This window comes from Arthrobacter rhamnosi (assembly GCF_054510855.1).
Map to the genome: position 1 here is coordinate 185768 of NZ_JBTNDT010000003.1, position 24555 is coordinate 210322.

Consider the following 24555-nt stretch of genomic DNA (forward strand, 5'->3'; position numbering starts at 1 on the left):
TAGGCTGGGGGGATGAATGCCATTCGCGAAGCCCTGCCGGCCGACGTCCCGGTTATCCTCCAGCTCATCCACGACCTCGCCATCTACGAGCGCGAGCCGGACGCGGTGAAGAACACCACCGAGTCCCTCCAGGAGGCCCTGTTCGGGGACCGGCCCACCATCTACGCCCATGTCGTCGAGGCGCGGGGTGAGATCCAGGGCTTCGCCCTGTGGTTCCTCAACTACTCGACCTGGGAGGGAGTCAACGGCATCTACCTCGAGGACCTGTACGTGCGTCCCGAGGCGCGGGGCGCCGGCTACGGCAAGGCCCTCCTCGCCCATCTGGCGAAGATCGCCGCCGACCGCGGCTATGCGCGCGTCGAATGGTCGGTGCTGAACTGGAACGAGCCGTCCATCCGCTTCTACGAGAGCCTCGGCGCCCGCCCCCAGTCGGAGTGGAGCACCTTCCGGCTGACGGGCGATGCCCTCGCGAAAGTCGCCGCCCTGTGAACCAGGGGGCGGGGCCCGCGGACCACACCGTCGGCCGGACGCTCGTCCTGCGCGGCCTGCGCGCCACCGGCCACGTCTTCCGCGTGCCGCTGGACCATGCGGATCCCACCTCGGCGGACATCGAGGTCTTCGCCCGCGAGTACTCCTCGCTGGAGCACACCGACGACGAGGCCGCCCGGCTTCCCTGGCTGCTGTTCCTGCAGGGCGGGCCCGGCGGACGGGGCGTGCGCACCACGCAGCTCTCCGGCTGGATGAAGGCCGCGGCCAAAAGCTTCCGGATCCTCATGCTGGACCAGCGGGGCACGGGACTGTCCACGCCGGCCGACGCCGCCACGCTCGCCTCGCTGCCCACGCCGCAGGCCCAGGCGGACTACCTGGCGCATTTCCGGGCCGACTCGATCGTGGCGGACGCCGAGCTGATCCGCCGCCGTCTCGGGAGCCCTCCGTGGACCGTGTTCGGGCAGAGCTATGGGGGCTTCTGCACCCTCACCTACCTGTCGGCGGCCCCCGCCGGGATCGAGCGCGCCCTCATCACCGGAGGACTGGCTCCCCTGTCGGGCAGGCCGGACGAGGTGTACCGGGCGACGTTCGCCCGGGTCGAGGAGCGCAACCGCGAGTACTTCGCCTGGTACCCGGAGGACCGGGACCTCGTCACCCGGATCGCCCGTCACGTCGAGGACGTGGAGGAGTACCTGCCCAGCGGCGAACGTCTCACGGCACGCCGCTTCCAGATGGTCGGCTCGTTCCTCGGCGGGAACACAAGGGTCCACGGCCTCCACTACCTGCTCGAGGACGCCTTCACGCGGACCCCGGGCGGACCCCGCCTGTCCGCGGCGTTCCTCGAACAGGTCCACGGCATCGTCAGCCGGGCATCGCAGCCGCTCTACGCCCTCCTGCACGAGTCGATCTACTGCCAGGGCTCCGCCTCGGCATGGGCCGCGCAGCGGGTGCTCGAGGAGTACCCCCAGTTCCGCGATGATGCCGCGGAGCCCCTGCTGACCGGGGAGATGATCTACCCCTGGTACTTCGAGGAGGACCCGGCGCTCCGTCCGTTGTGGGCGGTCGCCGACCTCCTCGCCGAGAAGGACGACTGGGGCGCGCTGTACGACGCGGACGTCCTGGCGACCAATACCATTCCCGCCGCGGCCGCCGTCTACCGCCACGACATCTATGTCGACCGGAACCTCTCCCTGGCGACCGCAGCGGCCGTGAGGAACCTCCAGGTGTGGGAGACGGACGAGTTCCACCACGACGGGATCGCGGACGACGGCGAGGCGATCTTCGAGCGGCTCCTGTCGATGACACGCCGGTAGCGGCACCGCCGGTCCTTCCGGAGCCGGCCCCGTCGGGCTGCTCGGACGGACGAAGGACCCCGCACCGACAGAGGACCCCGCACAATGCGCGGGGTCCTCTGTCGGTGCTGGCCTGTCGGTGCTGGCCTGTCGATCCGGAACGCGGGGACGCGGCGTCCCCGGGGCGTTGCTAGCGGCGGTTGTCCTTGTTGCCGGCCTGGTCCGTCGCGCGGTCGTCGAGGCGGTCGTCGAGGCGGCCGGCGAACCGGTCGTCGACTGCCGGGGTGGAGCTGGCGTCGACATTACCCGAGCGTGCCGCGGCCCTGTCCTCGGCCCGTGAGCGGAGAAGGCTGGCGATCACGGCGATGACGATGGTCGCGACGATCACGGCCAGGGACACGAAGGTCGGGATCTCGGGAGCCCACTCGATGTGCTCGCCGCCGTTGATGAACGGCAGCTCGTTGACGTGCATGGCGTGGAGGACCAGCTTCACGCCGATGAAGGCGAGGATCACGGAGAGCGCGTGCTTCAGGTAGATGAGGCGTGTCATCAGCCCACCGAGCAGGAAGTACAGCTGTCGGAGGCCCATGAGCGCGAAGATGTTCGCCGTGAAGACGATGAACGCACTCTGGGTGAGGCCGAAGATGGCGGGGATGGAGTCCACGGCGAACAGCAGGTCGGTCAGGCCGATCGTCACGAAGACGATGAGCATGGGGGTGAAGAGCTTCTTGCCGTCGACGACGGTGCGGATCTTGTTGCCGTCGTAGGACTCGGACATCGGGAGCACCGACTTGAGCTTCGCGATGAGCTTGTTGTCCCCGGCGTGTTCCTCGTCCTCGCCGGAGTCGGTGGCCTGCTTGTAGGCGGTGTACAGGAGGAATGCGCCGAAGATGTAGAAGATCCAGCTGAAGTTCTCGATCACGGCGGCGCCCAGGGCGATGAAGATGCCTCGCAGGACCAGGGCGATGATGATGCCCACCATGAGCACTTCCTGCTGGTACTTCCTGGGGACCGAGAAGCGCGCCATGATGATGATGAAGACGAACAGGTTGTCGATGCTCAGGCTGTACTCGGTGATCCAGCCGGCCACGAACTGGCCTCCGTACTCGGGCCCCGTGAAGACGAACATGAGTGCGGCGAACACGAGGGCGAGGCCCACGTAGAAGGCGACCCACAGGCCGGCTTCCTTCATGGAGGGCTCGTGCGGACGCTTGACCACGAGCAGTAGATCGAACAGCAGGATGATCCCGAGCACGACGAACGTGCCGATCTCGAACGCCAGGGGCAATGCGGGCATGGAGTACCTTCCGGAGGGTGCGGTCGATTGCCGTAAGTCTCTCCGCCGCGGCGTGATGCCGACCGACCGCTACGTCCGGCAGGGCAACGATGCCTTACGTGTTGACGTCCATAGCGCTTGGGATACTCCCCTACGTACCGCCAATGGTACCCGGGCAGGTGGGAGCGCGGCGAATACGCATGCCACGGTGCGCCTTCGCCGCCTTCCTTGACGGAACTCCCGCGGCGTCTCCCGCGGCTCACCGTCCTCCGCTCAGGCGTGCCCGGCCGACTGCATCTGCCGCAGTTCCTTCTTCAGATCGCCGACCTCGTCGCGCAGGCGCCCGGCGAGTTCGAACTGCAGTTCGGCCGCAGCAGCATGCATCTGGTCGGTGAGCTGCTGGATCAGGTCCGCGAGGTCCTCCGCGGGAACGGAGGCCAGCCCCTCGTGGCGGCCCGCACCCTTCTTCGGCTTCCGGTTCTTGCCCGCCTCCTCGAGGAGGGCGCGCGTGTCGGCGTCCTCGCGGTTGATCGTGTCGGTGATGTCCGCGATCCGCTTCCGCAGCGGCGTGGGATCGATCCCGTGCTCGAGGTTGTGCGCGACCTGGATGGCCCTGCGCCGGTTCGTCTCGTCGATGGCGCGTTCCATGGAGTCCGTGATGCGGTCCGCGTACATGTGCACCTCCCCCGACACGTTACGGGCGGCTCGCCCGATGGTCTGGATCAGGGAGGTGGTGCTCCTCAGGAAGCCCTCCTTGTCGGCGTCGAGGATGCTCACGAGCGACACCTCCGGAAGGTCCAGGCCCTCACGGAGGAGGTTGATGCCGACCAGGACATCGAACGTGCCCATGCGCAGTTCCCGCAGGAGCTCCACACGCCGCAGGGTATCGACGTCGGAATGGAGGTACTCGACCTTGACGCCGTGTTCGAGGAGGTACCCGGTGAGGTCCTCGGCCATGCGCTTCGTGAGGGTGGTGACGAGCACGCGCTCGTTGACCTCCACGCGCTTGCGGATCTCGCCGAGCAGGTCGTCGATCTGGCCCTTGGTCGGCTTGACGACCACTTCGGGATCGACGAGCCCGGTGGGACGGATGATCTGCTGGACGTAGCCGTCGGCCTTGCCGAGCTCGTACTTGCCCGGGGTGGCGGACAGGTAGACCGTCTGGCCGATGCGCTCCAGGAACTCGTCCCACTTCAGCGGGCGGTTGTCCATGGCCGAGGGCAGCCGGAACCCGTGATCGACGAGGGTCCGCTTACGGGAGGAGTCGCCCTCGTACATGGCGCCGATCTGCGGGATGGTCACGTGCGACTCGTCGACGACCAGGAGGAAGTCGTCCGGGAAGTAGTCGAGCAGGCAGTGGGGTGCGGACGCGGGGTCCCGGCCGTCGATGTGGCGCGAATAGTTCTCGATGCCGTTGCAGAAACCCATCTGCTCCATCATCTCGAGGTCGTACGTGACCCGCATGCGGAGCCGCTGCGCCTCGACGAGCTTGTTCTGGGACTCGAGTTCCGCGAGCCGCTGCTGCAGCTCGTCCTCGATGTCCTTGATGGCCCTCGTCATGCGGTCGGGCCCGGCGACGTAGTGCGAGGCGGGGAAGACGTACATCTCCTCCTCCTCGCGGATCACGTTGCCCGTCAGGGGATCGAGCGTGTAAATGTTCTCGACCTCGTCGCCGAAGAACTCGATCCGCAACGCGTGCTCCTCGTACATCGGGATGATCTCGACCGTGTCGCCGCGCACGCGGAAGGTGCCCCGGTGGAAGTCCATGTCGTTGCGGGTGTACTGCATGCCGACGAACTGCCGCAGCAACTCGTCCCTGTTCATCTGGTCGCCCCGGCGCAGCGTGACCATCTTGTTGATGTATTCCTCGGGCGTCCCGAGGCCGTAGATGCAGGAGACGGTCGCGACCACGATGACATCCCGGCGGGTCAGCAACGCGTTCGTGGCCGAGTGCCGGAGTCGCTCGACCTCCTCGTTGATCGACGAGTCCTTCTCGATGAAGGTGTCCGTCTGCGGGACGTAGGCCTCGGGCTGGTAGTAGTCGTAGTAGGAGACGAAGTACTCGACCGCGTTGTTGGGCAGGAGCTCGCGGAACTCGTTCGCGAGCTGCGCCGCGAGGGTCTTGTTCTGCACCATGACCAGGGTGGGGCGCTGCACCTGCTCGATGAGCCAAGCTGTCGTCGCGCTCTTGCCGGTACCGGTGGCCCCGAGGAGGACGACGTCCTTCTCCCCCGCGTTGATGCGCCCGGCCAGCTCCTTGATCGCCGTGGGCTGGTCACCTGCCGGCTGGTACTCGCTGATGACTTCGAAAGGTGCCACGACACGCTTGATATCCTGCGCAAGACTCATGGGTTAACGGTAGTCCCTGCCTCTGACACTTCTCCCCGGATTTGCTGGCGGCTGAACGGCGCCGTCGGCCCGGTCGCGCGGTTCAGGCCGCCGGGCCGGAGGCGCTCAGGGTCACCGTGACGTCGGTCGCCGGGCCGGAGGCGCTCACGATCACCGTGGCGTCGGTCGCCGGGTCGGCTCCGCGATGCACTGCCGGATCCCGTCCGACAGCCGCTGCGGCGCGCGGGAATCCCGCTGCTGCCACAGCGTCGGATGCGGCGACCAGCTGCTCCGCCCGTTGGACCGTCACGCGCACCGAGGCGGAGGCGACGTCGTCGTGTTCGGCAGGACCGGGAGGACCGGGAGAACCTGCGGGTGCGGCAGAACGGGCGGGTGCGGTGCCGGCCTCGACGGAGGCCCCGGAATCCGGAGGAAGCGCCGCAGCGATCTTCGCCCGGAGGCGGCGCGCCAGCCCACTCGTCCCTGCGAGCCCCGCCACCGTCGATGGGCTCCCTGCCGCGGCCCTGCCCGCCGCGAGGTTGTCGCGGAACGGCAGGATGCGTTCGTGCCACAGCGCTTCCGTCGCCGCCAGGAGATCCTTCAGCGCGCTCTCGTTCACGAGGACTGCATCCGCTTCGCGCAGCCGCTCGCTCCGGGATGCCTGGGCGGCGATGCGCTGCTCGGCGTCCCTGCGCTCCATGCCGCGCTCCCCGACCATCCGCTGGACCCGGAGGTCGTCCCGCGCGTCCACGACGACGACGAGATGGAAGCGCGCGGCCTGGCCGGTCTCGACCAGGAGCGGGATGTCCTCCAGAACGACGGCGCCGGCGGGCGCCGCGCCGATCAGTTCCGCCGCCCGTGCGCGTACCCGCGGATGGATGATGGCATTGAGCCGCGCGCGGGCCGTGTCGTCGCCGAAGACCAGACGGCCCAGGGCGGGCCGGTCCAGCCCGCCCCCCGGCGCCAGGACCTGCGGCCCGAACGCGGCCACGACATCGTCGAGGCCCATCGACCCCGGCTCCACCGCCTCGCGTGCCAGGAGGTCGGCGTCCACGACGACGGCGCCGAGGCCGGCGAAGGAACGGGCCACCACGGACTTGCCCGCGGCAATGCCCCCTGTCAGTCCTATGCGCAGCATGAGGCCAGACTAGCCGGATCTCCCCCGCCCGCTGTCAAGCGCCGCCCCCTGCGCGGAGGGCGAACGGGTATGTCGGAGCCCTTCAATACGCTAAGGGGACTTATCTTTCGAGGAGTACCGTGACCATCACCCTTCAGGACCTTCAGGACACCGCCGCGTCCACCTTCGGCTGGGACGACCTGCGACCCGGCCAGGAGCGGGCCATGGAGGCCGTGCTCGAAGGGCACAGCGTCCTCTGCGTCATGCCGACCGGATCCGGCAAGTCGGCCATCTATCAGGTGCCGGCGATGGCGCTTCCCGGCGTCGCCGTCGTGATCTCCCCCCTGATCGCACTGCAGCACGACCAGGCGGACGCGATCAACGAGCGTGCCGGTCATGTCCGGGCGCACGTCATCAATTCGGGCATCAGGAAGAGCGAGCTCGACGCCGCCTGGAAGGCCGCGGCGGACGGCGACGAATCGACGCGGGCGAAGTTCCTCTTCCTCGCCCCGGAGCAGATCGCCCGGGACGACGTCACCGCACGCCTGCGCTCACTCGATGTCTCATTGGTCGTCGTCGACGAGGCGCACTGTGTGTCCTCGTGGGGACACGACTTCCGGCCGGACTACCTGCAGCTCGGCCACCTCGTGCGCGAGCTCCGCGTGCCCGTGATCGCCCTCACGGCGACAGCCTCCCGCCCCGTGCAGAAGGAGATCGTCGAGAGGCTCCACCTGAAGGACCCGCTGGTCATGGCCGAGGGCTTCGACCGCCCGAACATCTCCCTCGACGTCGTGCAGCATGTCGAGGAGGACGAGAAGCAGCGAGCGGTCCGCGACCAGGTCCTGGCGCTCGCCGGGCCCGGGCTCGTGTACGTCGCGACGAAGAAGGCGGCCAACACGCTGGCATCGGAACTGCAGGAGCACGGAAGGAGCGCCGACGCCTATCACGCCGGCCGCCGGAAGAAGGAGCGCGAGGCGGTCCACGAGGGCTTCCTCGACGGCACGATCGACGTCGTCGTCGCGACGACGGCCTTCGGCATGGGCATCGACAAGCCCGACGTGCGTTTCGTCATCCATGCCGACATCTCGGATTCCCTGGACAGCTACTACCAGGAGATCGGGCGCGGCGGTCGTGACGGGCTCGACGCACAGGCCGTCCTGCACTACCGCCCGGAGGACCTGTCCCTACGACGGTTCTTCGCTGCGAAGTCCGTCAACCGGACGCAGGTCCGGAACCTGTTCATGCTCATCGCCGCTCAGGACAAGCCGGTGAAGATGAAGAAACTGAAGGAGCTGTCGGGCCTGTCCCCGCGGACACTGACCGGGCTCCTCAACCTGCTCGCGGCCTCCGAGAGCATCGGTGACGGGGTGAAGGGCTACCGGGCCCGGAAGCTGCCCGCGGACGAGGCGGCGGCCAGGGCGGTGGAGCAGGCGGAGAACCGGGAGCGGATCGACCAGTCACGCGTCGAGATGGCCCGCCGCTACGCCGAGACGAGAGGGTGCCGCCGGCAGTTCCTGCTGTCCTACTTCGGGGAGGAACTGCCCGAGCCCTGCGGGAACTGCGACAACTGCACGCGGGAGAGAGCAGCTGCGGGTCCGGAGCCGGCAGAGGCGACCCCCGCCGGGGAGCACGTTGTGCCGTTCGAGGTCGGCGCGACGGTCGAGCACCCCGAGTGGGGTCGCGGGACCGTCATGGGCTATGAGGAGGGAATCATCACCGTCCTGTTCGACTCGGCCGGGTACAAGACCCTGTCGGTCGAGCTCGTGCTGGAGAAGGACCTGCTGGCCGCCGTGTCGCCCGGACGGTGAGGCGGCACGGCAACGGGGGACTATCGGGGCTGGGCGGGGTTAGTGGGGTCGCCCTGCGACGGCGGGTTGATCGGCGGTCCGGAGGTCGCCGGGCTGACCGGGGAACCACCCGCGCTACTGGTCACCTCGGGCGTGGACGAGCTTGATGGGGAGTCGATTCCCGTGCGCCTCCTCGTAGTCGATCAGGGCCCGCAGACCGCGCTCGTCGAGTCCCGTGATGCGGGTCGGCAGGGTTCCGAGCGGGATGTGGTCGTAGTCTGGCAGGGGCAGCGCGTTCTGGCCTGATGATCCGGTCGCGTCAACTCCTGGGCTCATGGGAAGCGTGCTTAGTAATTCCAGCCTAGGCACGGGAGATGCCGGCGGGCAAGGAACTCCTGGGTGGTTCGGACAGTGGCGGAAGCGACCGGATCGCTGTTCCTACATCTTCCGGAGGCATGGTGGAACAGCTTTGGCCCGGGAATCCGTCGGTATCCTGATACTTTGTACTCAAACCGAACCTGTTGCCGAGGCTGGGACCGTGACTTCTCAGAAGGAAGAACTGACTTTCGTCTTCGCCAGACTCAAGGGCCTCCTGCTCACGGAGGGGAAGGCCGGGCGGGCGGTCGAAGACCTCGCCGAAGCCGTCAAGAAGTCGATCCCCGGGTCCCTCGGAGCCGGGGTCACCGCGATGCGGCGGATGGTGTCGGAGGCTGCGAGCAGCGGGGCGGACCTACGGACGGTGGCCCTGTCCGTGGTCGGCGGCACCGCCGGTAGCTCGCACTGAGGCGTGGCCCGTGGAGAACCAGCCGGATCACGAGTATCAGCGAATACGCCTCCTTCGGGCGTTGCGCCATGCCCAGATCGAAGCCAGTGAGCTGTGGCTGCACTACTTCGGCCTGGGCGGTGATGCCGGCGAGTACGAGGTGGAAGCGTACCTCCACGGCTCGTTCACCCTTCCTCCGCTGCAGCGGGACCTCCTCGCCCATACTGCAAATGAACTGATCGACAGGCTGCCGCCGCCACCCCGCGCTCCGTACAGCACGGATCCCGCGAGCGAGGCCGGACAGCGCGGCAGCGTGGTCCCCCACGCGGCGGGAGGGAGCGGTTCGGACGGTCGGGCCCTCGACTGGCTCTTCGACAACCCGCCGGGCGGACTGGAGCCGGACACCAACGGCGGCGGTCCATCCGCCCCCTGACCGGAGCGGGTGACCCGTGCATCTAGGATGGTGGAAGTGAGCCCGTTCAACCTCGACCACCTGCGCCGTCGGCCCGACGTGGAGGCGCCCGAACTGGTCGCCGTGGATGCGGCCGACCGTCTGCTCCTCGACATGGCAGCAGACCGTCGCGATCCCGCCGGTGGCATCGCCACCATCAACGACTCCTACGGGGCCCTGACGCTGGGGGCCGCAGACCTGACCCGCGGAACCGGGATCCGGGCGTTCCAGGACGGCATCGTCAATGAGCGGGCCCTCGCCCTGAATGCCGCCGACCAGGGCATGGGCGGCTCCTACCGATCCTGTCCCCTGAATGCGACCCTGCTGGACGGCGTCTCCACCGTACTGCTGCGGCTGCCCCGGTCGCTGGACGAGCTCGACGAGATAGCGTGGACCATCGCGGCCTACGGGCAGCCCGACGTGCAGGTCCTCGCAGGGGGCAGGCTCAAGCACATGTCGCTCTCCATGAACGCCGTGCTCGGTCGGTACTTCGACGATGTGACTGCCGGCCTGGCGCGCCAGAAGTCACGCGTGCTCGTCGCGGCGGGCGTGCGCCCCGCCGTCGCGTCCGCGTTCCCGCGGAGCGCACGGTACGACGTCGGCCTCGGCCGGCCGCTCGAACTCCGGGCCTACGGCGCGACGTTCGGCGGTGCCGCGCTCGACCCCGGCACCCAGCTGCTGCTCCCCCACCTCCGCGGACTGGTGTCCCCGGGGAGCGGTGAGGTGATCGATCTCGGATGCGGGAACGGCGCCATCTCCGCCTACCTCGCGCTGGCCCATCCGCACCTCCGGGTCCACGCGACCGACCAGTCGGCGTCCGCGACCGCTTCCACCGCGGCGACGGCGGCAGCCAACGGGGTGGCAGATCGGATCAGGGTGAGCCGGGACGACGCGCTGTCCGCGCTCCCCGACGCATCGGCGGGCGCGATCGTCCTCAACCCGCCGTTCCACATCGGCAGCACCGTGCATGCCGGCATCGCCCATCGGCTCTTCGACGCCTGCGCGCGGGTCCTCGCGCCGGGCGGTGAGCTGTGGACGGTCTGGAACAGCCACCTGCGCTACCGGCCCGTCCTCGAGCGGACGATCGGGCCCACGGTCCAGCTCGCCCGTTCGCCCCGGTTCACGGTCACCCGTTCGACCCGCCGGTAGGCGGCCCGCCCGGAGTCCCCCGCGACTCGGACCAGTCGATATCGGTTCGGCAAGGGCGGTTAACGGCAGAAGGCCCCCGTCCTGGTGGACGGGGGCCTTCTGTGGCGTCAGTCAGCCGGACGGGAAGCTTACGCTCCGGTCAGCTTCTCGCGCAGTGCTGCGAGTGCCTCGTCCGACGCAAGCGTGCCGGATCCGGTGTCAGCGGCGACGGGCTCCGAGGAGTAGCTCGTCGCGTTCGACTCGACAGGCTCGTTCGCTGCAGCGGCGTCGTCGGACGCGTGCTGAACGACCTGCTTCTTGTGGGACTCCCAGCGCGACTGGGCCTCAGCGTACTGAGCCTCCCAGGCGGCGCGCTGCGTCTCGTAGCCCTCGAGCCATTCGTTCGACTCGGGGTCGAAGCCCTCGGGGTACTTGTAGTTGCCCTCTTCGTCGTACTCGGCGGCCATGCCGTAGAGCGCGGGATCGAATTCGGTGCTGTCGGCGTCGACGCCCTCGTTGGCCTGCTTGAGGCTGAGGGAGATGCGGCGGCGCTCGAGATCGATGTCGATGACCTTGACGAAGAGCTCGTCACCCACGGAGACAACCTGCTCGGCCAGTTCGACGTGGCGGACAGCGAGCTCCGAGATGTGCACGAGGCCTTCGATGCCGTCCTCGACGCGGACGAACGCGCCGAAGGGAACGAGCTTCGTGACCTTGCCGGGAACAACCTGGCCGAGGGCGTGCGTACGGGCGAAGGTCTGCCAGGGATCTTCCTGCGTGGCCTTCAGCGACAGGGAGACACGCTCGCGGTCCAGATCGACCTCGAGGACCTCGACGGTGACTTCCTGACCGACCTCGACGACCTCGGAGGGGTGGTCGATGTGCTTCCAGGACAGCTCGGAGACGTGGACGAGGCCGTCGACGCCGCCGAGGTCCACGAACGCACCGAAGTTGACGATCGAGGAGACGACGCCCGGACGGACCTGGCCCTTCTCGAGCTTGTTGAGGAACGTGGAACGGACCTCGGACTGGGTCTGCTCGAGCCATGCACGACGCGACAGGACGACGTTGTTGCGGTTCTTGTCGAGCTCGATGATCTTCGCTTCGATCTGCTGGCCGATGTACGGAGCCAGGTCGCGGACGCGACGCATCTCGACGAGGGACGCGGGCAGGAAGCCGCGCAGACCGATGTCCAGGATGAGGCCACCCTTGACGACCTCGATGACGGTACCGGTGACGACGCCGTCTTCTTCCTTGACCTTCTCGATGTCGCCCCAGGCACGCTCGTACTGAGCACGCTTCTTGGAGAGGATCAGACGGCCTTCTTTGTCTTCCTTGGTGAGAACCAGAGCCTCGACCTGATCGCCCACGGAGACGACGTCTCCGGGATCGACGTCGTGCTTGATGGAAAGCTCGCGGGAAGGAATGACACCCTCGGTCTTGTAACCGATGTCGAGCAGGACCTCGTCGCGGTCGACCTTGACGACCGTACCCTCGACGAGATCTCCGTCGTTGAAGTACTTGATGGTGGCGTCGATCGCTGCGAGGAAGTCCTCAGCGGTGCCGATGTCGTTGATCGCGACTACGGGGGCACCTTGCTTCTCGGTGGTGGTGATGGTCATGTAGTTGGGGCTCCGTTGTGGAAGATTACTTGCTCCGGTCATGACGGACACCGCGATTCCAGCTGGGCCGGGAGCGGGTTCCTATGTCCGGATGTGGACGAAATGGAAAGAACCTCGGAAGATTCAGGAGTGGTACCGCGCTCTGGGGCCGCCGGCTTGCACCGGAATCTACCAGAACGCACTACGCGCCTTTCTAGTCTAGCCTCGGGGTCCAACACCGTCAAAGCCGCGCAGCGAGCACCCGCGGCGCGGCTTCGGTGAACGGACAACCCCTACGTGCCGCCGTCGAGCGTCCTAGAAATGCGTGATGCAGTAGGGCTCCTCGGACCGGCCGAACAGCGTGTCGAGGAGCTCGACGGCGTCGTCGGCGGAGGCGTCGAGGGCGCCGGCCGCTGCGACGGCGGAGGCTGACACTCCCCCGAGGTACAGCGAACCGAGCGCGTTGATGGTGAGGGTGGCGTCGGGTGCCGCCGCAGCCTCGACGTGCTCCACCTGCGCCACGCCGTCGACGACGGTCAGGACGTAGGAGCCGCCTGCGAGCCCGAGCGTGTCCACGACCTCCAGGACGATCGTGCCGCTGCCACGGTAGGACCGGCGCCCGAGCGCGGCCGGCACGTCGAGCAGGCGGACCCAGAGGACGTCCTCGGTTCCCTTCAAGTCATAGCAGCGCCGGTCCCGCAGCGCCCAGGGCAGCGGGTCGTCCCGCCGCGCTCCGTCCCAGGTGATGAGCTGCACGAGGTCGAGCGATCCCAGGTACCGCCACAGCTCGAGGTACGCGGAGGGAGTGGCCGCGACGAGGTCCACGATCTTCATCGTGTAGGGCGTCGTCTCCCAGCCGGCGAAGCGGTAGGACACGTACCCCGTGGGCGTTCCCGCAGCGTCGTAGTGCACCGCCATCCGGACGGCCCGGTCCTCGACCGGCCGCTCCCTGCCCCACTCGCCGGACGCGCGGCGCGGGTAGGCGTACTGGCGCGCGACGGATCCGAAGGTCGCATCGTGGAAACGCGCGAAGATCTGTTCGGCGAGGCGCACCGAGTGCTCCCGCGCGACGAGCGTCGTCGTGCCCGTCCTCGGCGCCACCACCTCGAAGCGTTCCCGGACGTCGACCTCGACGCTCTGGGTGAAGGTGGCACAGCCGAAGCCGAACCGGCCGTAGATGGTGGCCTCCGATGCGGTCAGGATGGCGAGTGCAAGGCCCTGCTCCTTCGCCTCACGCAGGTCCCTCGTCATCATGGTGCGCAGGATGCCGTTGCGCCGGTGGCTGGACCGCACCGTGACGGCCGTGATCTGGTGGGCATCGATCTGGCCGGCACCGACGTTCAGCGGGTGCACCATGGTGCCGTAGGTGGCTACCGGATGGTCGGCACCGAGCGCTTCGGCGGGCTGGGCCGGGTCATGGACGCCCCACAGCACCCGCTGGTCCTCCCGGTATGCAGTCAGGAACCGCGGGATGTCCTCGGGGTCGAAGGTCCCGTCATGGAACCCGATCCCCTCGGCGTTGAGCCACTTGGCAAAGCGGCCGTCCGCCGTGTCAGCCTCGTCGGCGCCGGGGGTGAAGATCTCGGTGTGCAGGTCAGGTTTCGTGTCGTCGCTCACACCTCACCACCCTAGCCGGGAGCCTTCCCCGCGGACCAGAGCCATGTCCGCGGGGCAGTCGGGCCCTGCTTCCTAGTGAGCGGCGTCGTGCCAGCTGGCTCCTGTACCCACCGAGACATCGAGCGGCACCGAGAGCTCGGCTGCGGCACCCATCTGCTCGCGGACCAGTGCCTCGACCTCCTCGGACTCGCCCTCCGCGATTTCGAGGACGAGTTCGTCGTGCACCTGAAGGAGCATCCGCGAGGCAAGTCCGCGCCGCGTCAGGGCGTCGTCGACGCCGAGCATCGCCTTCTTGATGATGTCCGCCGCCGACCCCTGGATGGGAGCGTTGAGGGCTGCACGTTCGGCCATCTCGCGGAGCTGCCGGTTGTCGCTGGACAGGTCCGGCAGGTAACGGCGTCTCCCCTCGATGGTGGAGGTGAAGCCGTCCTTGCGGGCCTGCTCCACGATGCCGCGGAGGTAGTCGCGTACGGCGCCGAAGCGCTCGAAGTAGTCACGCATCAGCGTCCGCGCCTCGTCCACCGAGATGTTGAGCTGCTTCGAGAGTCCGAACGAGCTCAGCCCGTAGACCAGGCCGTAGGACATCGCCTTGACCTTGGAGCGCATGGCACTGGTGACTTCTTCGGGTGCGACGCCGAAGATGTGGGAGCCGACGAAACGGTGGAGGTCCTCGCCCTCCTGGAACGCCGAGATGAGTCCCTCGTCGCCGGACAGGTGCGCCATGATGCGCATCTCGATCTGCGAGTAGTCGGCCGTCATCAGGCTCTCGAACTTCTCGCCGTTCCTACCCTGCCCGACGACGAACACCTCGCGGATCCGGCGGCCCTCGTCGGACCGGACGGGGATGTTCTGCAGGTTCGGATTCGTCGAGGAGAGCCGACCGGTCGCCGCGATGGTTTGCAGGTACGTGGTGTGGATGCGGCCGTCGTCGTCCACTGCCTTGCGGAGTCCCTCGACCGTCTGGCGAAGCTTCAGGGCATCCCGGTAGGCGAGAAGCTGCTCGAGGAAAGGGTGGCCCGTCTTGGCGATCAGGTCGGTCAGGGCATCGGCGTCGGTGGAATAGCCGGTCTTGATCTTCTTGGTCTTGGGGAGCTCGAGCTCGTCGAAGAGGACGGTCTGCAGCTGCTTGGGCGAGCCGAGATTGATCTCCTTCCCGATGATCCGGTACGCCTCGGCGCCGGCAGCGCTGATGGTCTTGGAGAAGTCGTCGAAGAGCCGGTCGAGGCCGTCGACGTCGACGGCCACGCCGGTGAGTTCCATGCGGGCGAGCACTTCGGCGAGCGGGAGCTCCAGCCCACCGAGCAGCTGGTTGGCTCCGCGCTCGACGAGCTGGCCGGCGAAGTGCTCACTGAGGCGCAGCGCGGCGTAGGCGGTGACCACGGCCGGCGATGCGACATCGTTGCCGCCGAGGTCGAGAGCCTGCTGGCCCGACGAGTCGTTGGCCGACGCCGTGATGGACAGGCGCAGGTGGTACTGGGCGAGGTCGGCGAGATCGTAGCTGCGCCGGTCGGGCTGGATGAGGTAGCCGGAGAGGGCGGTATCGTCGACCTCCCCCGCCAGCATCAGGCCCCGGGCGGACAGCAGCTTGAAGACGGCCTTGAAGTCGTGGACGATCTTCGGCGCGTCCGTGTCGGACAGCCACTCCCCCAGCACCTTCTCGGCCTCGGCGTCGAGCTGCTCGAGCGGTATGAAGGCCGCGTGCAGGCTGGTGACGACGGCGATCCCGACGACGTCGGTCGCCCCCGCTGTCGTCTCGGTCGCCAGGGCCACGGAGGCCTGCGCCTGGTTCGTGGTGTTGAACCACTTCCTCAGCCCGGCGGCGTCGTCGAGCAGCACGTGCGCGGGGGCATTCTGCTCATCATTCTCGTCCTCGGTCTCCTCCTCCCCGAAGAGGTCGAACAACCGCTTGCGCAGCGTGTTGAACTGCAGGGAGTCGAACAGGTCCTCGACGGCGGAGCGGTCCGGGTGCTGGGAGACCATGGCGTCGAGGTCCACGGGGAGGTCCAGATCGGTGAGCAGCCGGTTCAGGCGCCGGTTCCGCTTGACGTCGTCGATGTTGGCGCGTAGAGAGTCCCCGACCTTGCCGCCGATCTTGTCCAGGTTCTCGAGGATCCCCTCGAGGCCCCCGTACTGCTTGATCCACTTCGCCGCGGTCTTCGGGCCGACGCCGGGTACCCCCGGCAGGTTGTCGGCGCTCTCCCCCACCAGCGCTGCGAGGTCCGAGTACTGGTGCGGCGGGACGAAGTACTTCTCCTCGATGGCCTGCGCGTCCATCTGCGGGATGTTGGTCACGCCCTGCTTCGGATAGAGCACGGTCACGCGGTCATTGACGAGCTGGAAGGCGTCCCGGTCTCCGCTGACTACCTGCACGTCCCAGTCGGCTGCGGCCGCCTGGTAGGCGAGCGTGGCCAGGATGTCGTCGGCCTCGTAGCCGTCCAGGGAGATCGTCGGGATGCGCATCGCCTCCATGACCTTGATGATCAGGTCGACCTGGCCATGGAACTCCTCGGGAGTCTTGGAGCGCCCGCCCTTGTACTCCGTGTATTCCTCCGAGCGGAAGGTGGGCGTGTCCAGGTCGAAGGCGACCGCCACATGGCTCGGCTTCTGGTCCTTGATGAGGTTGATGAGCATCGCGGTGAACCCGTAGACCGCGTTGGTGTGCTGGCCGGTGTCGGTGGAGAAGTTCTCGGGCGGAAGCGCATAGAACGCACGGAACGCCATCGAGTGTCCGTCGATGACCAGGAGCCTGTTGCGTGAGCCGTCGCTGCGCCGGGCCGGCTCCTGCGCGCCGGCCCGGGCCTCGGACCCTTCCGGGGAACTGTCGGCGGGCGGGGTCATGGTCAGGGTGGCAGCAGGTTTGGTTGTTTCACTCACAGGTGCCAGCCTAGTTGCCATGACAGACAACCGCACCCAGCCCGACGCCGTCCAGGCACCGTCCGAGGAGCGGCTGGCCGAGCTCGCCGCCGCCGGAATCCCCGCTGAGATGCACGGTTGGCTGGGCCGCTACGGGGTGGGGGCGCTGACCGTCAAGATGGGCATCGTCTTCTCCGAGATGAGCGCCGAGCGCATGGTCGCGACCATGCCCGTCGAGGGCAACCAGCAGGTCGCCGGCATCCTGCACGGCGGAGCGCACGTGGTCCTGGCGGAGACGCTCGGATCCTTCGCGGCAGGACTCCATGCGGGTCCGGGACGGCAGGCGGTCGGGATAGAGGTGGGCGCGACGCATCACCGCAGCGCGTCCTCGGGCCTCGTCACCGGCACCGCGACGGCGATCCACCTCGGCCGGACCCTGACCACCCACGAGGTGATCATGACGGACGAGCAGGGGCGGCGGCTCTCCACCGCCCGCATCACGAACATGATCCGGGACGCCCGCGACTGACGGGTTCTCCCCGTGCATCTCCTCCGCTTGCAGCCCGTTCCCATTTCCCGTCCAGCGTGCGTCCAGCGGTTCCCCGGATACTGACGGCGGCGCTGCACCACGGCGCGCACCCGGCGGGATCCGACGCGACCCCACGGGTGCAACGGCGTCCGCACGAGGGGAACCATGAGCCAGGACCGGCACGACGGCGGAGCGGCGGCAGTCCGCGGGACGCAGGCCACCCGGACCACCCGGGCAACGGCCCTCCGGTCGTTCCCCGCCTCGTTGGCGCGCCGGGCGCCCGGAGCGTTGGCCGGCGTCGCAGCCCTGTGGCTCCTTGCGCTGGGGACGGGGTCGCTGCCGGATGGTCCGCCGGCCGGACTCGCACCGCTGGTGCTGTTCGACCCCGGCACAGTCGCGCAGAACCCGCTCGCACTCGTCCTGTCCCTGGCCTGGGCGCCAAGCCCGCTGGCCTATCTGGGGACGACGGCGGCCCTCCTCGGCCCCGGCGTCCTGGCTGAGGGCAGGCTGGGATCCCGCCGCTTCGCTGCCGCCGTCGTGGCGACCCATCTCGCAGCACTTGCGGGGGCCACCGTCCTCGGTGCTGCCGTGGCGCCCCTCTTCCCGCGATGGGCCGACGACTTCGGCGGCACCTCCCTGGGCGGGCCCGCATTCGGAGTGCTCGGAGCGACCCTGGCCGCGACCGCCGGCATGGGTCCCCTCTGGCGCCGTCGTCTTCGGATCCTCGGGGTGCTCCTCCCCCTGACCCTCGTCCTCTACGACGGCGCACTCCTGTCCGTCGCGCTGCTCCTCGCCGCCCTGGCCGGGCTCGCCGCGGGACCGTTCCTCCTCCGCCATCGGCCGCGCCGCCGTGCCGCGCCCTCCATCCGGGAGTCCCGCGTCCTCGTGGCATTGGTGTGTGCCGCCGCTGCCGCCGGCCCTGCACTGGCCGCCCTGTCCCCCCACGCGACGGGGCCCTTCGCCGTCCTCGGAGTACTCTTCACCTCCGTCGAGGGCGCGACCCCCGACGCCGTGAGGGCGGCCTGTGAGCCCGGAAGCGCCGTGCACCGCTGCGCCGAAGCGCAGCTGCAGGCCCGTGCGGGCCTCGGCGGGATCACGATGTCGTGCCTGCCGACGGTGCTCCTGCTCGTCCTCGCGAACGGCCTGCGGCGGGGCCGCCGCTTCGCCTGGACGGGGACGATCCTGGTGCAGGCCGGGCTGGCACTCCTGTCCGTCCACATGTTCCTGACCTTCCTGCACCACGGGGCGGACGGCGAACTCGCACCGTTCCTTCAGGGCGCGCCGCCGGAGCGGATCATCGCGGACCTGGTGGTGCCCGCCCTGCAGCCCGTTGCAATCGTTCTGCTCCTCGTCGTCGGCCGGAGGCTCTTCACGCTGCGGGCAGCCCCCGGCACATACCGGACGATCGGCGCCCGCGTCGTCCTCGCACTGGTCCTGGCTGACGCACTCTACGTCGGCGCCGGACTCGCGGTCGCCGACCAGTTCAGCCCCGTGGCAAAACTGCCCGTCCTCCTCGCCGACTTCCCCCAGCGTCTCCTGCCCGTCGCTGCCACGCTGCGCATCTACCCCGCCTTCCTGCCCGAGGACAGCGCAGCCGTCATCCTCTACGAATGGATCGGCATCGCCTTCTGGGCCGTGGTCGCCGTGCTGCTCCTGCGCTCGTTCCGATCCGTCCAGCGCACGGCGGACGACGCCGACCGCGAGCGCGCACGTGCGATCGCAAGGATGCACGGCAGGGGGTCCATGACGTGGATGGGCCTGTGGCCGGGCAACTCCTACTGGTTCGACGGCACCTCCTACGTGCCGTACAGGGTGATATCCGGTGTGGCGCTCAGCCTCGCCGGGCCCGTGGGCCCCCGCGCCGACAGGGACCGTGCGTTGCGGGGGTTCTGCGGGTACTGCCATGCGCAGGGCTGGACGCCCTGCTTCTACTCGGTGACCGGTGAGGTCGCGGAGGCACTCGAGGTAGTGGGCTTTCGACGCCTTCAGGTGGCCGAGGAGACGGTGCTCGACCTCGGCAGCCTCGCCTTCACGGGCAGGAAGTTCCAGGACATCCGTACCGCCCTCAACCAGGCGCGGAGAATCGGCGTGCACAACGAATGGGTGGACAGCGGAAGGACACCGCTCGTGATCCTGGACCAGATCCGCAGCATCTCGGAGGAGTGGGTGGCGGACAAAGCCCTGCCGGAGATGGGCTTCACGCTCGGCGGCATCGACGAACTGCGCGATCCGGCGGTCCGCTGCTCGGTCATCCTCGATGACGACCGCACCGTCCACGCGGTCGCATCCTGGCTGCCCATCCACGAGGACGGCCGGGTGACGGGATGGACCCTCGACTTCATGCGCCGCCGCGGCTCCGGTTTCAAGCACAGCATCGAGGTGCTCATCGCGCAGGCGGCGTTGGACCTGCAGGCTGAGGGATATGCGCAACTGAGCCTGTCCGGCGCTCCCCTGGCCCGATCAGGCATTCGGACCGGTACGGACGTGTCCGACGACGCCCTCGACCGCGTCCTCGCCCTGGTCGGGCGCACGCTCGAACCGGTGTACGGGTTCCGATCCCTCGTCGCGTTCAAGTCGAAGTTCGGGCCCCGGTACGTGCCGCTGTACCTGTGCTATGAGGATCCGGCCACCCTGCCGTCGATCGGACAGGCCGTCGGCAGGGCCTACGCCCCCGACGTCAGCGCGGTCGATGTCTGGCGGCTCCTCACGGCAGCACCCCGACGGACCACGTTCCCGGCAGCGGCCCCACCGGCCCGCGCATTCCGGGCGGCTGCGTCCCCCGACGGGACTTCCCGCCCTACCCCCGGCCCGAACCCGGTGCCGCCCGAGCCGGCTGCGTCCCCCGACGGGACCCCCGCGTCGACACGCTCTACAACTTCCGCACCCCGATGAATCCCCTCGACTGGGACCTGATCGACGGGCCGGCCCCGGCACTGTTCGCGGTCGCGGGCAGCCTTGCCCTGCTGTGGCTCGCGGCTGGACGCCGTCGGTTCCTCGTCCGGGCGGTCCTTCCGGCGCTCGCCGTCGGAGCTGTCGGCGGATCGGTCGTGTGGTTCGTCAGTGAGAAGGTCCTGAACAGCTGGGGCGCGCCACAGCCGGCGTGGTTCTACCTGCTCGGCGGGCTGGGCATCGCGGGCGTCGTCCTCGCCGTCGCGAAGGCCCGGGCCTCCCCGCGCTGGTGGCAGCGATGCCTTGCCGTCGTCGCACCGATCGTGGTCCTTGCCGCAGTGGCGGCGGGCGTCAACGCGTACTACGGCTCGTATCCGACGCTGGGGGCAGTGACCGGCGGGAGCGCCATCCCGGAACTCGGGGGCGTTCGGACCCCCGCGGACGCAGCGGCCGGCCCCCTGAGTACCCTCGCCGACTGGACCCCTCCGGCCGGCATGCCCGCCACAGGGAAGGTGTACCGGACGACGATCCCCGGCACCGTGTCGGGTGTGGAAGCCGGGCCCGCGTACGTCTATTTGCCGCCGGCCTACCTGGCCGCCACTCCGGCCTCCGTGCCCGTGCTGGTGCTGATCCACGGCGACCCGGGAGGACCGGAGGACTGGATCACGGGAGGGCAGCTGCCGGCGGTCATGGATTCCTATGCCGCCGCCCACAAGGGGCTCGCGCCGATCGTCGTGCTGCCCGACGCGACGGCGAGCACCGGACCGACGCCGTCCCTGTGCCTGGACAGCAACTACGGCCGGGCAGGCACCTACCTCTCGACGGACGTTCCGAACTGGGTGAAGGACACGCTGAAGGCGGGCACGGACGCGGCGACGGACTGGGCCGTCGGCGGGTTCTCCTACGGAGGCACCTGCTCGCTGACCCTCGCGACGGGGCATCCTGATGCCTACCCGACGTTCCTGGACATCTCGGGGGAGGACAAGCCGACCATCGGGGCGGGCCAGGACGCGCTGATCGCCCGCTACTTCTCGGGCGACGCCGCCGCCTTCGCCGCGCAGAATCCCCTCGATGTGATCACGGCCCGCAGCCTGGCCGGCACGGCAGGTGTCATCACCGTGGGAGCCGATGACGCCTTCTACCGGCCCCAGGGCGAGAAGGTCGCCGCAGCGATGAAGCAAGCGAAGGTCGACGTACGGCTGCAGACCGTACCCGGCGGCCACACCTGGGAGGCGTGGAGGGCGGGGCTGCAGGACAACCTGGACTGGCTCATGCAGCGCTACGGCGTCCTGCCCGGGTAACCCGGGCACCGATTGCAAGCCCCTTCCGTCCGCCGCCGGCGGTTGCCCCGCACTCGTCGGCCTGCCTACCGTGAAGTGTCGGCGGCGAGCACGCCGCCCGACCCATGGCACGACAGAACGGAACCCTCATGGCCGACAAGAAGATGAAGACTCTCGCCGCCGTTCTCGCCGCCAGCGCCCTCTTCGTCGGCGGTTGCGACCTCGGCAACAAGGACAGCGACAACACCGGCACCGATACCGGCAATTACGACGACAACAACGGCATCGACACCGACCTCGACGACGACGCCCGCGGGAAGGACAACTAGTGGGGGAACGCGGCTCCGTCCTCGCGCGGGCGGCCCTCCGCGGGATGGGGGCGGGCCTGCTGGGGACGGCCGCCATGACCGTCGGTGAACTCGTCGAGCAGCGCATCACGCACCGTCCGGATTCGCACATTCCCGCGCGGACCCTGCGGATCCTCTGCGGCCGGCCCACCAGCAACGCGGTCCACTACCCGGTGTGGAACCAAACGATGCACTGGTTCACCGGCGCCACCCTCGGTGCCCTCCGGGGGATCTGGTCCGTGACGGGTATCCGGGGACCCTCAGCCACCGCTGCCCACACCGTCGTCCGCCTCGCCTTCGACCAGACGCTGGAGAATGCGACCGGCGCCGGGGCGGCGCCGTCCCTGTGGCCGACGGGTGAGAAGGTCATCGACTACCTGCACAAGGGGGTCTTCGCCGTGGTGACGGGTATCGCGTCCGACGCCGTGAACCAGCCCGAGCTGGTCAGCAGGGCCGGGGCAAGGAGCCACTGAACACCAGGAGTCACTGAACCGCGCGGAAGCCGGTCGGAAGAAGCCGTCGTGGCGGGAACGCGGAGGACTGGACGGGGACGTCAGACGCCCGCCGCCGCCATCCCTTCCTGGATGTGCCGACGCAGCTCGGCCGGCCGGAAGGGCTTGCGCAGGTAGCGGTTCGCGCCGGCCTCGAACCCGCGCTTCTCGTCGGCCGGTGCAGCCCGGGCCGTCAGCATCACGATGAAGGTGGTCGAGAACCTGCGGATCCGCTCCGCGACCTCGAACCCGTCGATATCCGGCAGCCCGACGTCGAGCGTGACGACGTCCGGCATCAGCCGGCGCACCATCTCCACGCCCGCGAGTCCCGCAGGGGCGGTATGGACGAGGAAGCCCGATCCGGTCAGCACGGTGTGCAGCAGATCGCGCACGTCATCGTCATCCTCGATGACCACCGCTGTGCGGGAAGGCTCCTTGATCGGCATAGCTCGAAGTTTACTCTGCGGCATCGCCGCAGCGGAGGCGACGCCGAGTTGTGGGGTCGGAGCCCACGAGGCAGTAGCCTACGACTCCGGGTTGGCGGTGGCTTCCACGGGCTCGCCCCCGGCCGGCTGGACCAGCACCGTCCGCACGGTGTCGGGCACCTCGGGGAACGATCCGATCATCAGCAGGTCGGTCGTCTCCCCGGGGATCGCTCCCCCGCTGTACTGCCCCACGAGGTCGGCGACGTCCGGCGAGGATTCCCCGCTGTTCGCTGCTGCTCCCCACTCCCCGATCACTGTCGATGCGGGGCGGAACTGCAGGTCCTGGCCTTCCGGCGTGGACACCGTCACGGAGTCGAGGTCGATCGTTGCTCCCCCGTCAGGATTCTGGACGGTCACCAGCACGTAGCTCACCGGGTCCTGGCCCAGTTGCCCGCGCAGCCCCTCGACGTCCTCCGGCGCCTCGGCGGGAAGGACGACGTCGCCCTGTGCCTGGTCGATCCGGAAGGAGAACGTGCCGCTGGCGGCATCGGCCAGGCCCTCGACCGACGGAGCACCCGAGGGGGCCGACGCCGGCGCGCTCGTCTCGGCAGGATTGGGTGTGGGACCGGCAGGCTCCTCGTCGGTGGCAGGGTTGCCACCGCATCCGGTCAGGAGGATCAGCAGGAGGGTCGATGACAGCACGATCTTCTTCATGGGTCTCCCAGGGCCGGGCGGGGGCCGGCACGGCTCGGGCCCGGCTCGACGCCGGGGCACGGCAACTTTTCCTTCCTGTTCTACCAGCGCAGTCCCGGGCGCGCCCGGGCGGGAGGGCGCGGAACGCCCATTGACAGGGCGGATCAGTCGCGGTTACGTGCCCGGCTCGGCTGCACACGCAGAGGCTCGCCCGGCATCTTCGGGAAGTCGGGCGGGAAAGGAAGCTCGCCCAGCCCGGCCTCGACGTCACGATCCCACCAGCCGCGGAGGACGTCGATGCTTCCCGGCTCGGCGTGGAGGTCCTCCCACGGGTCGCCGATCGTCCGGAGGCGCTCCGGCACGGTGGTGATGGTGAAGGAGGCCGGGTCGACGCCGGTCAGCTCGTCCCACGTCAGGGGGCAGGACACGGAGGCGTGCGGGAGCGCCCGCGGGCTGTAGGCCCCGGCCATCGTGCGGTCCCGGTTCGCCTGGTTGTAGTCCACGAAGATGCGGGCGCCGCGCTCCTCCTTCCACCACGCCGTCGTCACGCGGTCCGGCATCCGCCGTTCCAGTTCACGCGCGGCCGCGATCACGGCCCGGCGGACCTCGAGGAACTCGTGCACCGGTTCGATCGGCGCGAAGACATGGAGGCCGCGGTTGCCGGACGTCTTCACGAAGCAGGTCAGGCCCGCCTCACGGAGGACGGCACGGAGTTCGTGGGCCGCCGCCACGACGTCGGGGAAGGTGGTCCCCGGCTGCGGGTCGAGGTCGATCCGCAGCTCGTCCGGCAGGTCGGGGCTGTCCGCACGCGACGCCCACGGGTGGAAGACGACCGTGTTCATCTGGGCCGCCCAGACGGCCGACGCGGGTTCGTCCAGGACCAGCTGGGGGTGCGAGCGGCCGCTGGGATAGACGACGGTGACGCTCCGCACGTAGTCGGGCGCGCCCTTGGGCGGATTCTTGCTGAAGAAGTACTCGCCGTCCACGTCGCCGCCGAACCGCTGCAGGGAGACGGGACGCCCGCCGTTCGCCCGCAGGAAGGCCGGCGCGACCTCGACGAGGTACCGTGCGAGGTCCAGCTTCGTCAGCCCGGCCTGCGGCCAGAGCACCCGGGACGGGCTGGACAGGCGGACCGGACGGACGCCGTCCGGACCGTCGACATCGAGGATCATCGCTTCGCTGGCCATGGGCCCAATCTA

Annotated in this window: 21 protein-coding genes; 11 read left to right on the plus strand and 10 right to left on the minus strand. The window is 69.0% G+C overall.

Features of this window, described 5'->3' with window-relative positions:
* Nucleotides 1-12 precede the first annotated feature (12 nt).
* Nucleotides 13-489 carry a GNAT family N-acetyltransferase gene (locus ACX80I_RS07545; protein ID WP_459344504.1) on the plus strand — a complete coding sequence of 159 codons (477 nt, stop codon included), beginning with the start codon at nt 13-15 and terminating at the stop codon, nt 487-489.
* Nucleotides 486-1802, plus strand: a complete 1317-nt coding sequence (locus tag ACX80I_RS07550) for an alpha/beta fold hydrolase (protein WP_459344505.1) — start codon at nt 486-488, stop codon at nt 1800-1802. The genes ACX80I_RS07545 and ACX80I_RS07550 overlap by 4 nt, the downstream gene beginning before the upstream one ends.
* Before the next feature lie 169 nt (nt 1803-1971).
* Here the strand turns inward: ACX80I_RS07550 and ACX80I_RS07555 are convergent, their stop codons facing one another.
* The 3 genes from ACX80I_RS07555 to coaE all read right to left on the minus strand — a co-directional run bounded on the left by ACX80I_RS07555 (nt 1972) and on the right by coaE (nt 6523).
* A complete protein-coding gene (locus tag ACX80I_RS07555) occupies nt 1972-3078 on the minus strand; it encodes a TerC family protein (RefSeq protein WP_459344506.1) in 1107 nt (368 codons plus the stop codon).
* A 252-nt stretch (nt 3079-3330) separates the two neighbouring features.
* The gene (uvrB, locus tag ACX80I_RS07560; RefSeq protein ID WP_459344507.1) at nt 3331-5406 is read right to left on the minus strand and encodes an excinuclease ABC subunit UvrB; all 2076 of its coding nucleotides are present in this window, start codon (nt 5404-5406) and stop codon (nt 3331-3333) included.
* 82 nt (nt 5407-5488) lie between these two features.
* On the minus strand, nt 5489-6523 hold the full coding sequence (gene coaE, locus ACX80I_RS07565; RefSeq protein ID WP_459344508.1) for a dephospho-CoA kinase: 1035 nt from the start codon (nt 6521-6523) through the stop codon (nt 5489-5491).
* 119 nt (nt 6524-6642) lie between these two features.
* Here coaE and ACX80I_RS07570 point away from each other — a divergent pair, with 119 nt between their 5' ends.
* Nucleotides 6643-8310 (plus strand): RecQ family ATP-dependent DNA helicase, encoded by a 1668-nt coding sequence (locus ACX80I_RS07570; RefSeq protein ID WP_459344509.1) that lies wholly within the window; start codon nt 6643-6645, stop codon nt 8308-8310.
* A 114-nt stretch (nt 8311-8424) separates the two neighbouring features.
* Here the strand turns inward: ACX80I_RS07570 and ACX80I_RS07575 are convergent, their stop codons facing one another.
* Nucleotides 8425-8625 carry a DUF8129 domain-containing protein gene (locus ACX80I_RS07575; protein WP_459344510.1) on the minus strand — a complete coding sequence of 67 codons (201 nt, stop codon included), beginning with the start codon at nt 8623-8625 and terminating at the stop codon, nt 8425-8427.
* A 202-nt stretch (nt 8626-8827) separates the two neighbouring features.
* On the opposite strand from ACX80I_RS07575, the gene ACX80I_RS07580 reads away from it, so the two are divergent.
* From ACX80I_RS07580 to ACX80I_RS07590, 3 genes are read left to right on the plus strand one after another with little or no spacing between them, the layout of a single operon-like run.
* The gene (locus ACX80I_RS07580; protein ID WP_459344511.1) at nt 8828-9073 is read left to right on the plus strand and encodes a hypothetical protein; all 246 of its coding nucleotides are present in this window, start codon (nt 8828-8830) and stop codon (nt 9071-9073) included.
* A gap of 10 nt (nt 9074-9083) precedes the next feature.
* A complete protein-coding gene (locus ACX80I_RS07585) occupies nt 9084-9485 on the plus strand; it encodes a hypothetical protein (RefSeq protein WP_459344512.1) in 402 nt (133 codons plus the stop codon).
* A gap of 27 nt (nt 9486-9512) precedes the next feature.
* Complete coding sequence (locus ACX80I_RS07590; protein WP_459344513.1) at nt 9513-10652, plus strand: class I SAM-dependent methyltransferase; 1140 nt, start codon at nt 9513-9515, stop codon at nt 10650-10652.
* Nucleotides 10653-10780: 128 nt separating this feature from the next.
* Here the strand turns inward: ACX80I_RS07590 and rpsA are convergent, their stop codons facing one another.
* The 3 genes from rpsA to polA all read right to left on the minus strand — a co-directional run bounded on the left by rpsA (nt 10781) and on the right by polA (nt 16570).
* Nucleotides 10781-12253 (minus strand): 30S ribosomal protein S1, encoded by a 1473-nt coding sequence (gene rpsA, locus ACX80I_RS07595; RefSeq protein WP_104117334.1) that lies wholly within the window; start codon nt 12251-12253, stop codon nt 10781-10783.
* Nucleotides 12254-12547: 294 nt separating this feature from the next.
* On the minus strand, nt 12548-13849 hold the full coding sequence (locus tag ACX80I_RS07600; protein WP_459344514.1) for a GNAT family N-acetyltransferase: 1302 nt from the start codon (nt 13847-13849) through the stop codon (nt 12548-12550).
* A 72-nt stretch (nt 13850-13921) separates the two neighbouring features.
* Entirely contained in the window at nt 13922-16570 is a 2649-nt protein-coding gene (polA, locus tag ACX80I_RS07605; protein WP_459344745.1) for a DNA polymerase I, read from the minus strand.
* A gap of 172 nt (nt 16571-16742) precedes the next feature.
* On the opposite strand from polA, the gene ACX80I_RS07610 reads away from it, so the two are divergent.
* From ACX80I_RS07610 to ACX80I_RS07630, 5 genes are all read left to right on the plus strand, one after another.
* Nucleotides 16743-17231, plus strand: a complete 489-nt coding sequence (locus tag ACX80I_RS07610) for a hotdog fold thioesterase (RefSeq protein WP_459344515.1) — start codon at nt 16743-16745, stop codon at nt 17229-17231.
* A gap of 165 nt (nt 17232-17396) precedes the next feature.
* Nucleotides 17397-20123: an MprF family protein gene (locus tag ACX80I_RS07615; protein WP_459344516.1), complete on the plus strand. Its 2727-nt coding sequence runs from the start codon at nt 17397-17399 to the stop codon at nt 20121-20123.
* Nucleotides 20120-21421 carry an alpha/beta hydrolase gene (locus ACX80I_RS07620; RefSeq protein WP_459344517.1) on the plus strand — a complete coding sequence of 434 codons (1302 nt, stop codon included), beginning with the start codon at nt 20120-20122 and terminating at the stop codon, nt 21419-21421. The genes ACX80I_RS07615 and ACX80I_RS07620 overlap by 4 nt, the downstream gene beginning before the upstream one ends.
* 104 nt (nt 21422-21525) lie before the next feature.
* Nucleotides 21526-21729: a hypothetical protein gene (locus ACX80I_RS07625; RefSeq protein ID WP_459344518.1), complete on the plus strand. Its 204-nt coding sequence runs from the start codon at nt 21526-21528 to the stop codon at nt 21727-21729.
* Nucleotides 21729-22220 carry a hypothetical protein gene (locus ACX80I_RS07630; RefSeq protein ID WP_459344519.1) on the plus strand — a complete coding sequence of 164 codons (492 nt, stop codon included), beginning with the start codon at nt 21729-21731 and terminating at the stop codon, nt 22218-22220. The genes ACX80I_RS07625 and ACX80I_RS07630 overlap by 1 nt, the downstream gene beginning before the upstream one ends.
* Before the next feature lie 80 nt (nt 22221-22300).
* Here ACX80I_RS07630 and ACX80I_RS07635 read toward each other — a convergent pair whose 3' ends face one another.
* From ACX80I_RS07635 to ligD, 3 genes are all read right to left on the minus strand, one after another.
* On the minus strand, nt 22301-22684 hold the full coding sequence (locus ACX80I_RS07635; protein WP_459344520.1) for a response regulator transcription factor: 384 nt from the start codon (nt 22682-22684) through the stop codon (nt 22301-22303).
* A gap of 78 nt (nt 22685-22762) precedes the next feature.
* Nucleotides 22763-23377 (minus strand): hypothetical protein, encoded by a 615-nt coding sequence (locus ACX80I_RS07640; protein WP_459344521.1) that lies wholly within the window; start codon nt 23375-23377, stop codon nt 22763-22765.
* 143 nt (nt 23378-23520) lie between these two features.
* Nucleotides 23521-24543, minus strand: a complete 1023-nt coding sequence (gene ligD / locus ACX80I_RS07645) for a non-homologous end-joining DNA ligase (RefSeq protein WP_459344522.1) — start codon at nt 24541-24543, stop codon at nt 23521-23523.
* Nucleotides 24544-24555: the final 12 nt, after the last annotated feature.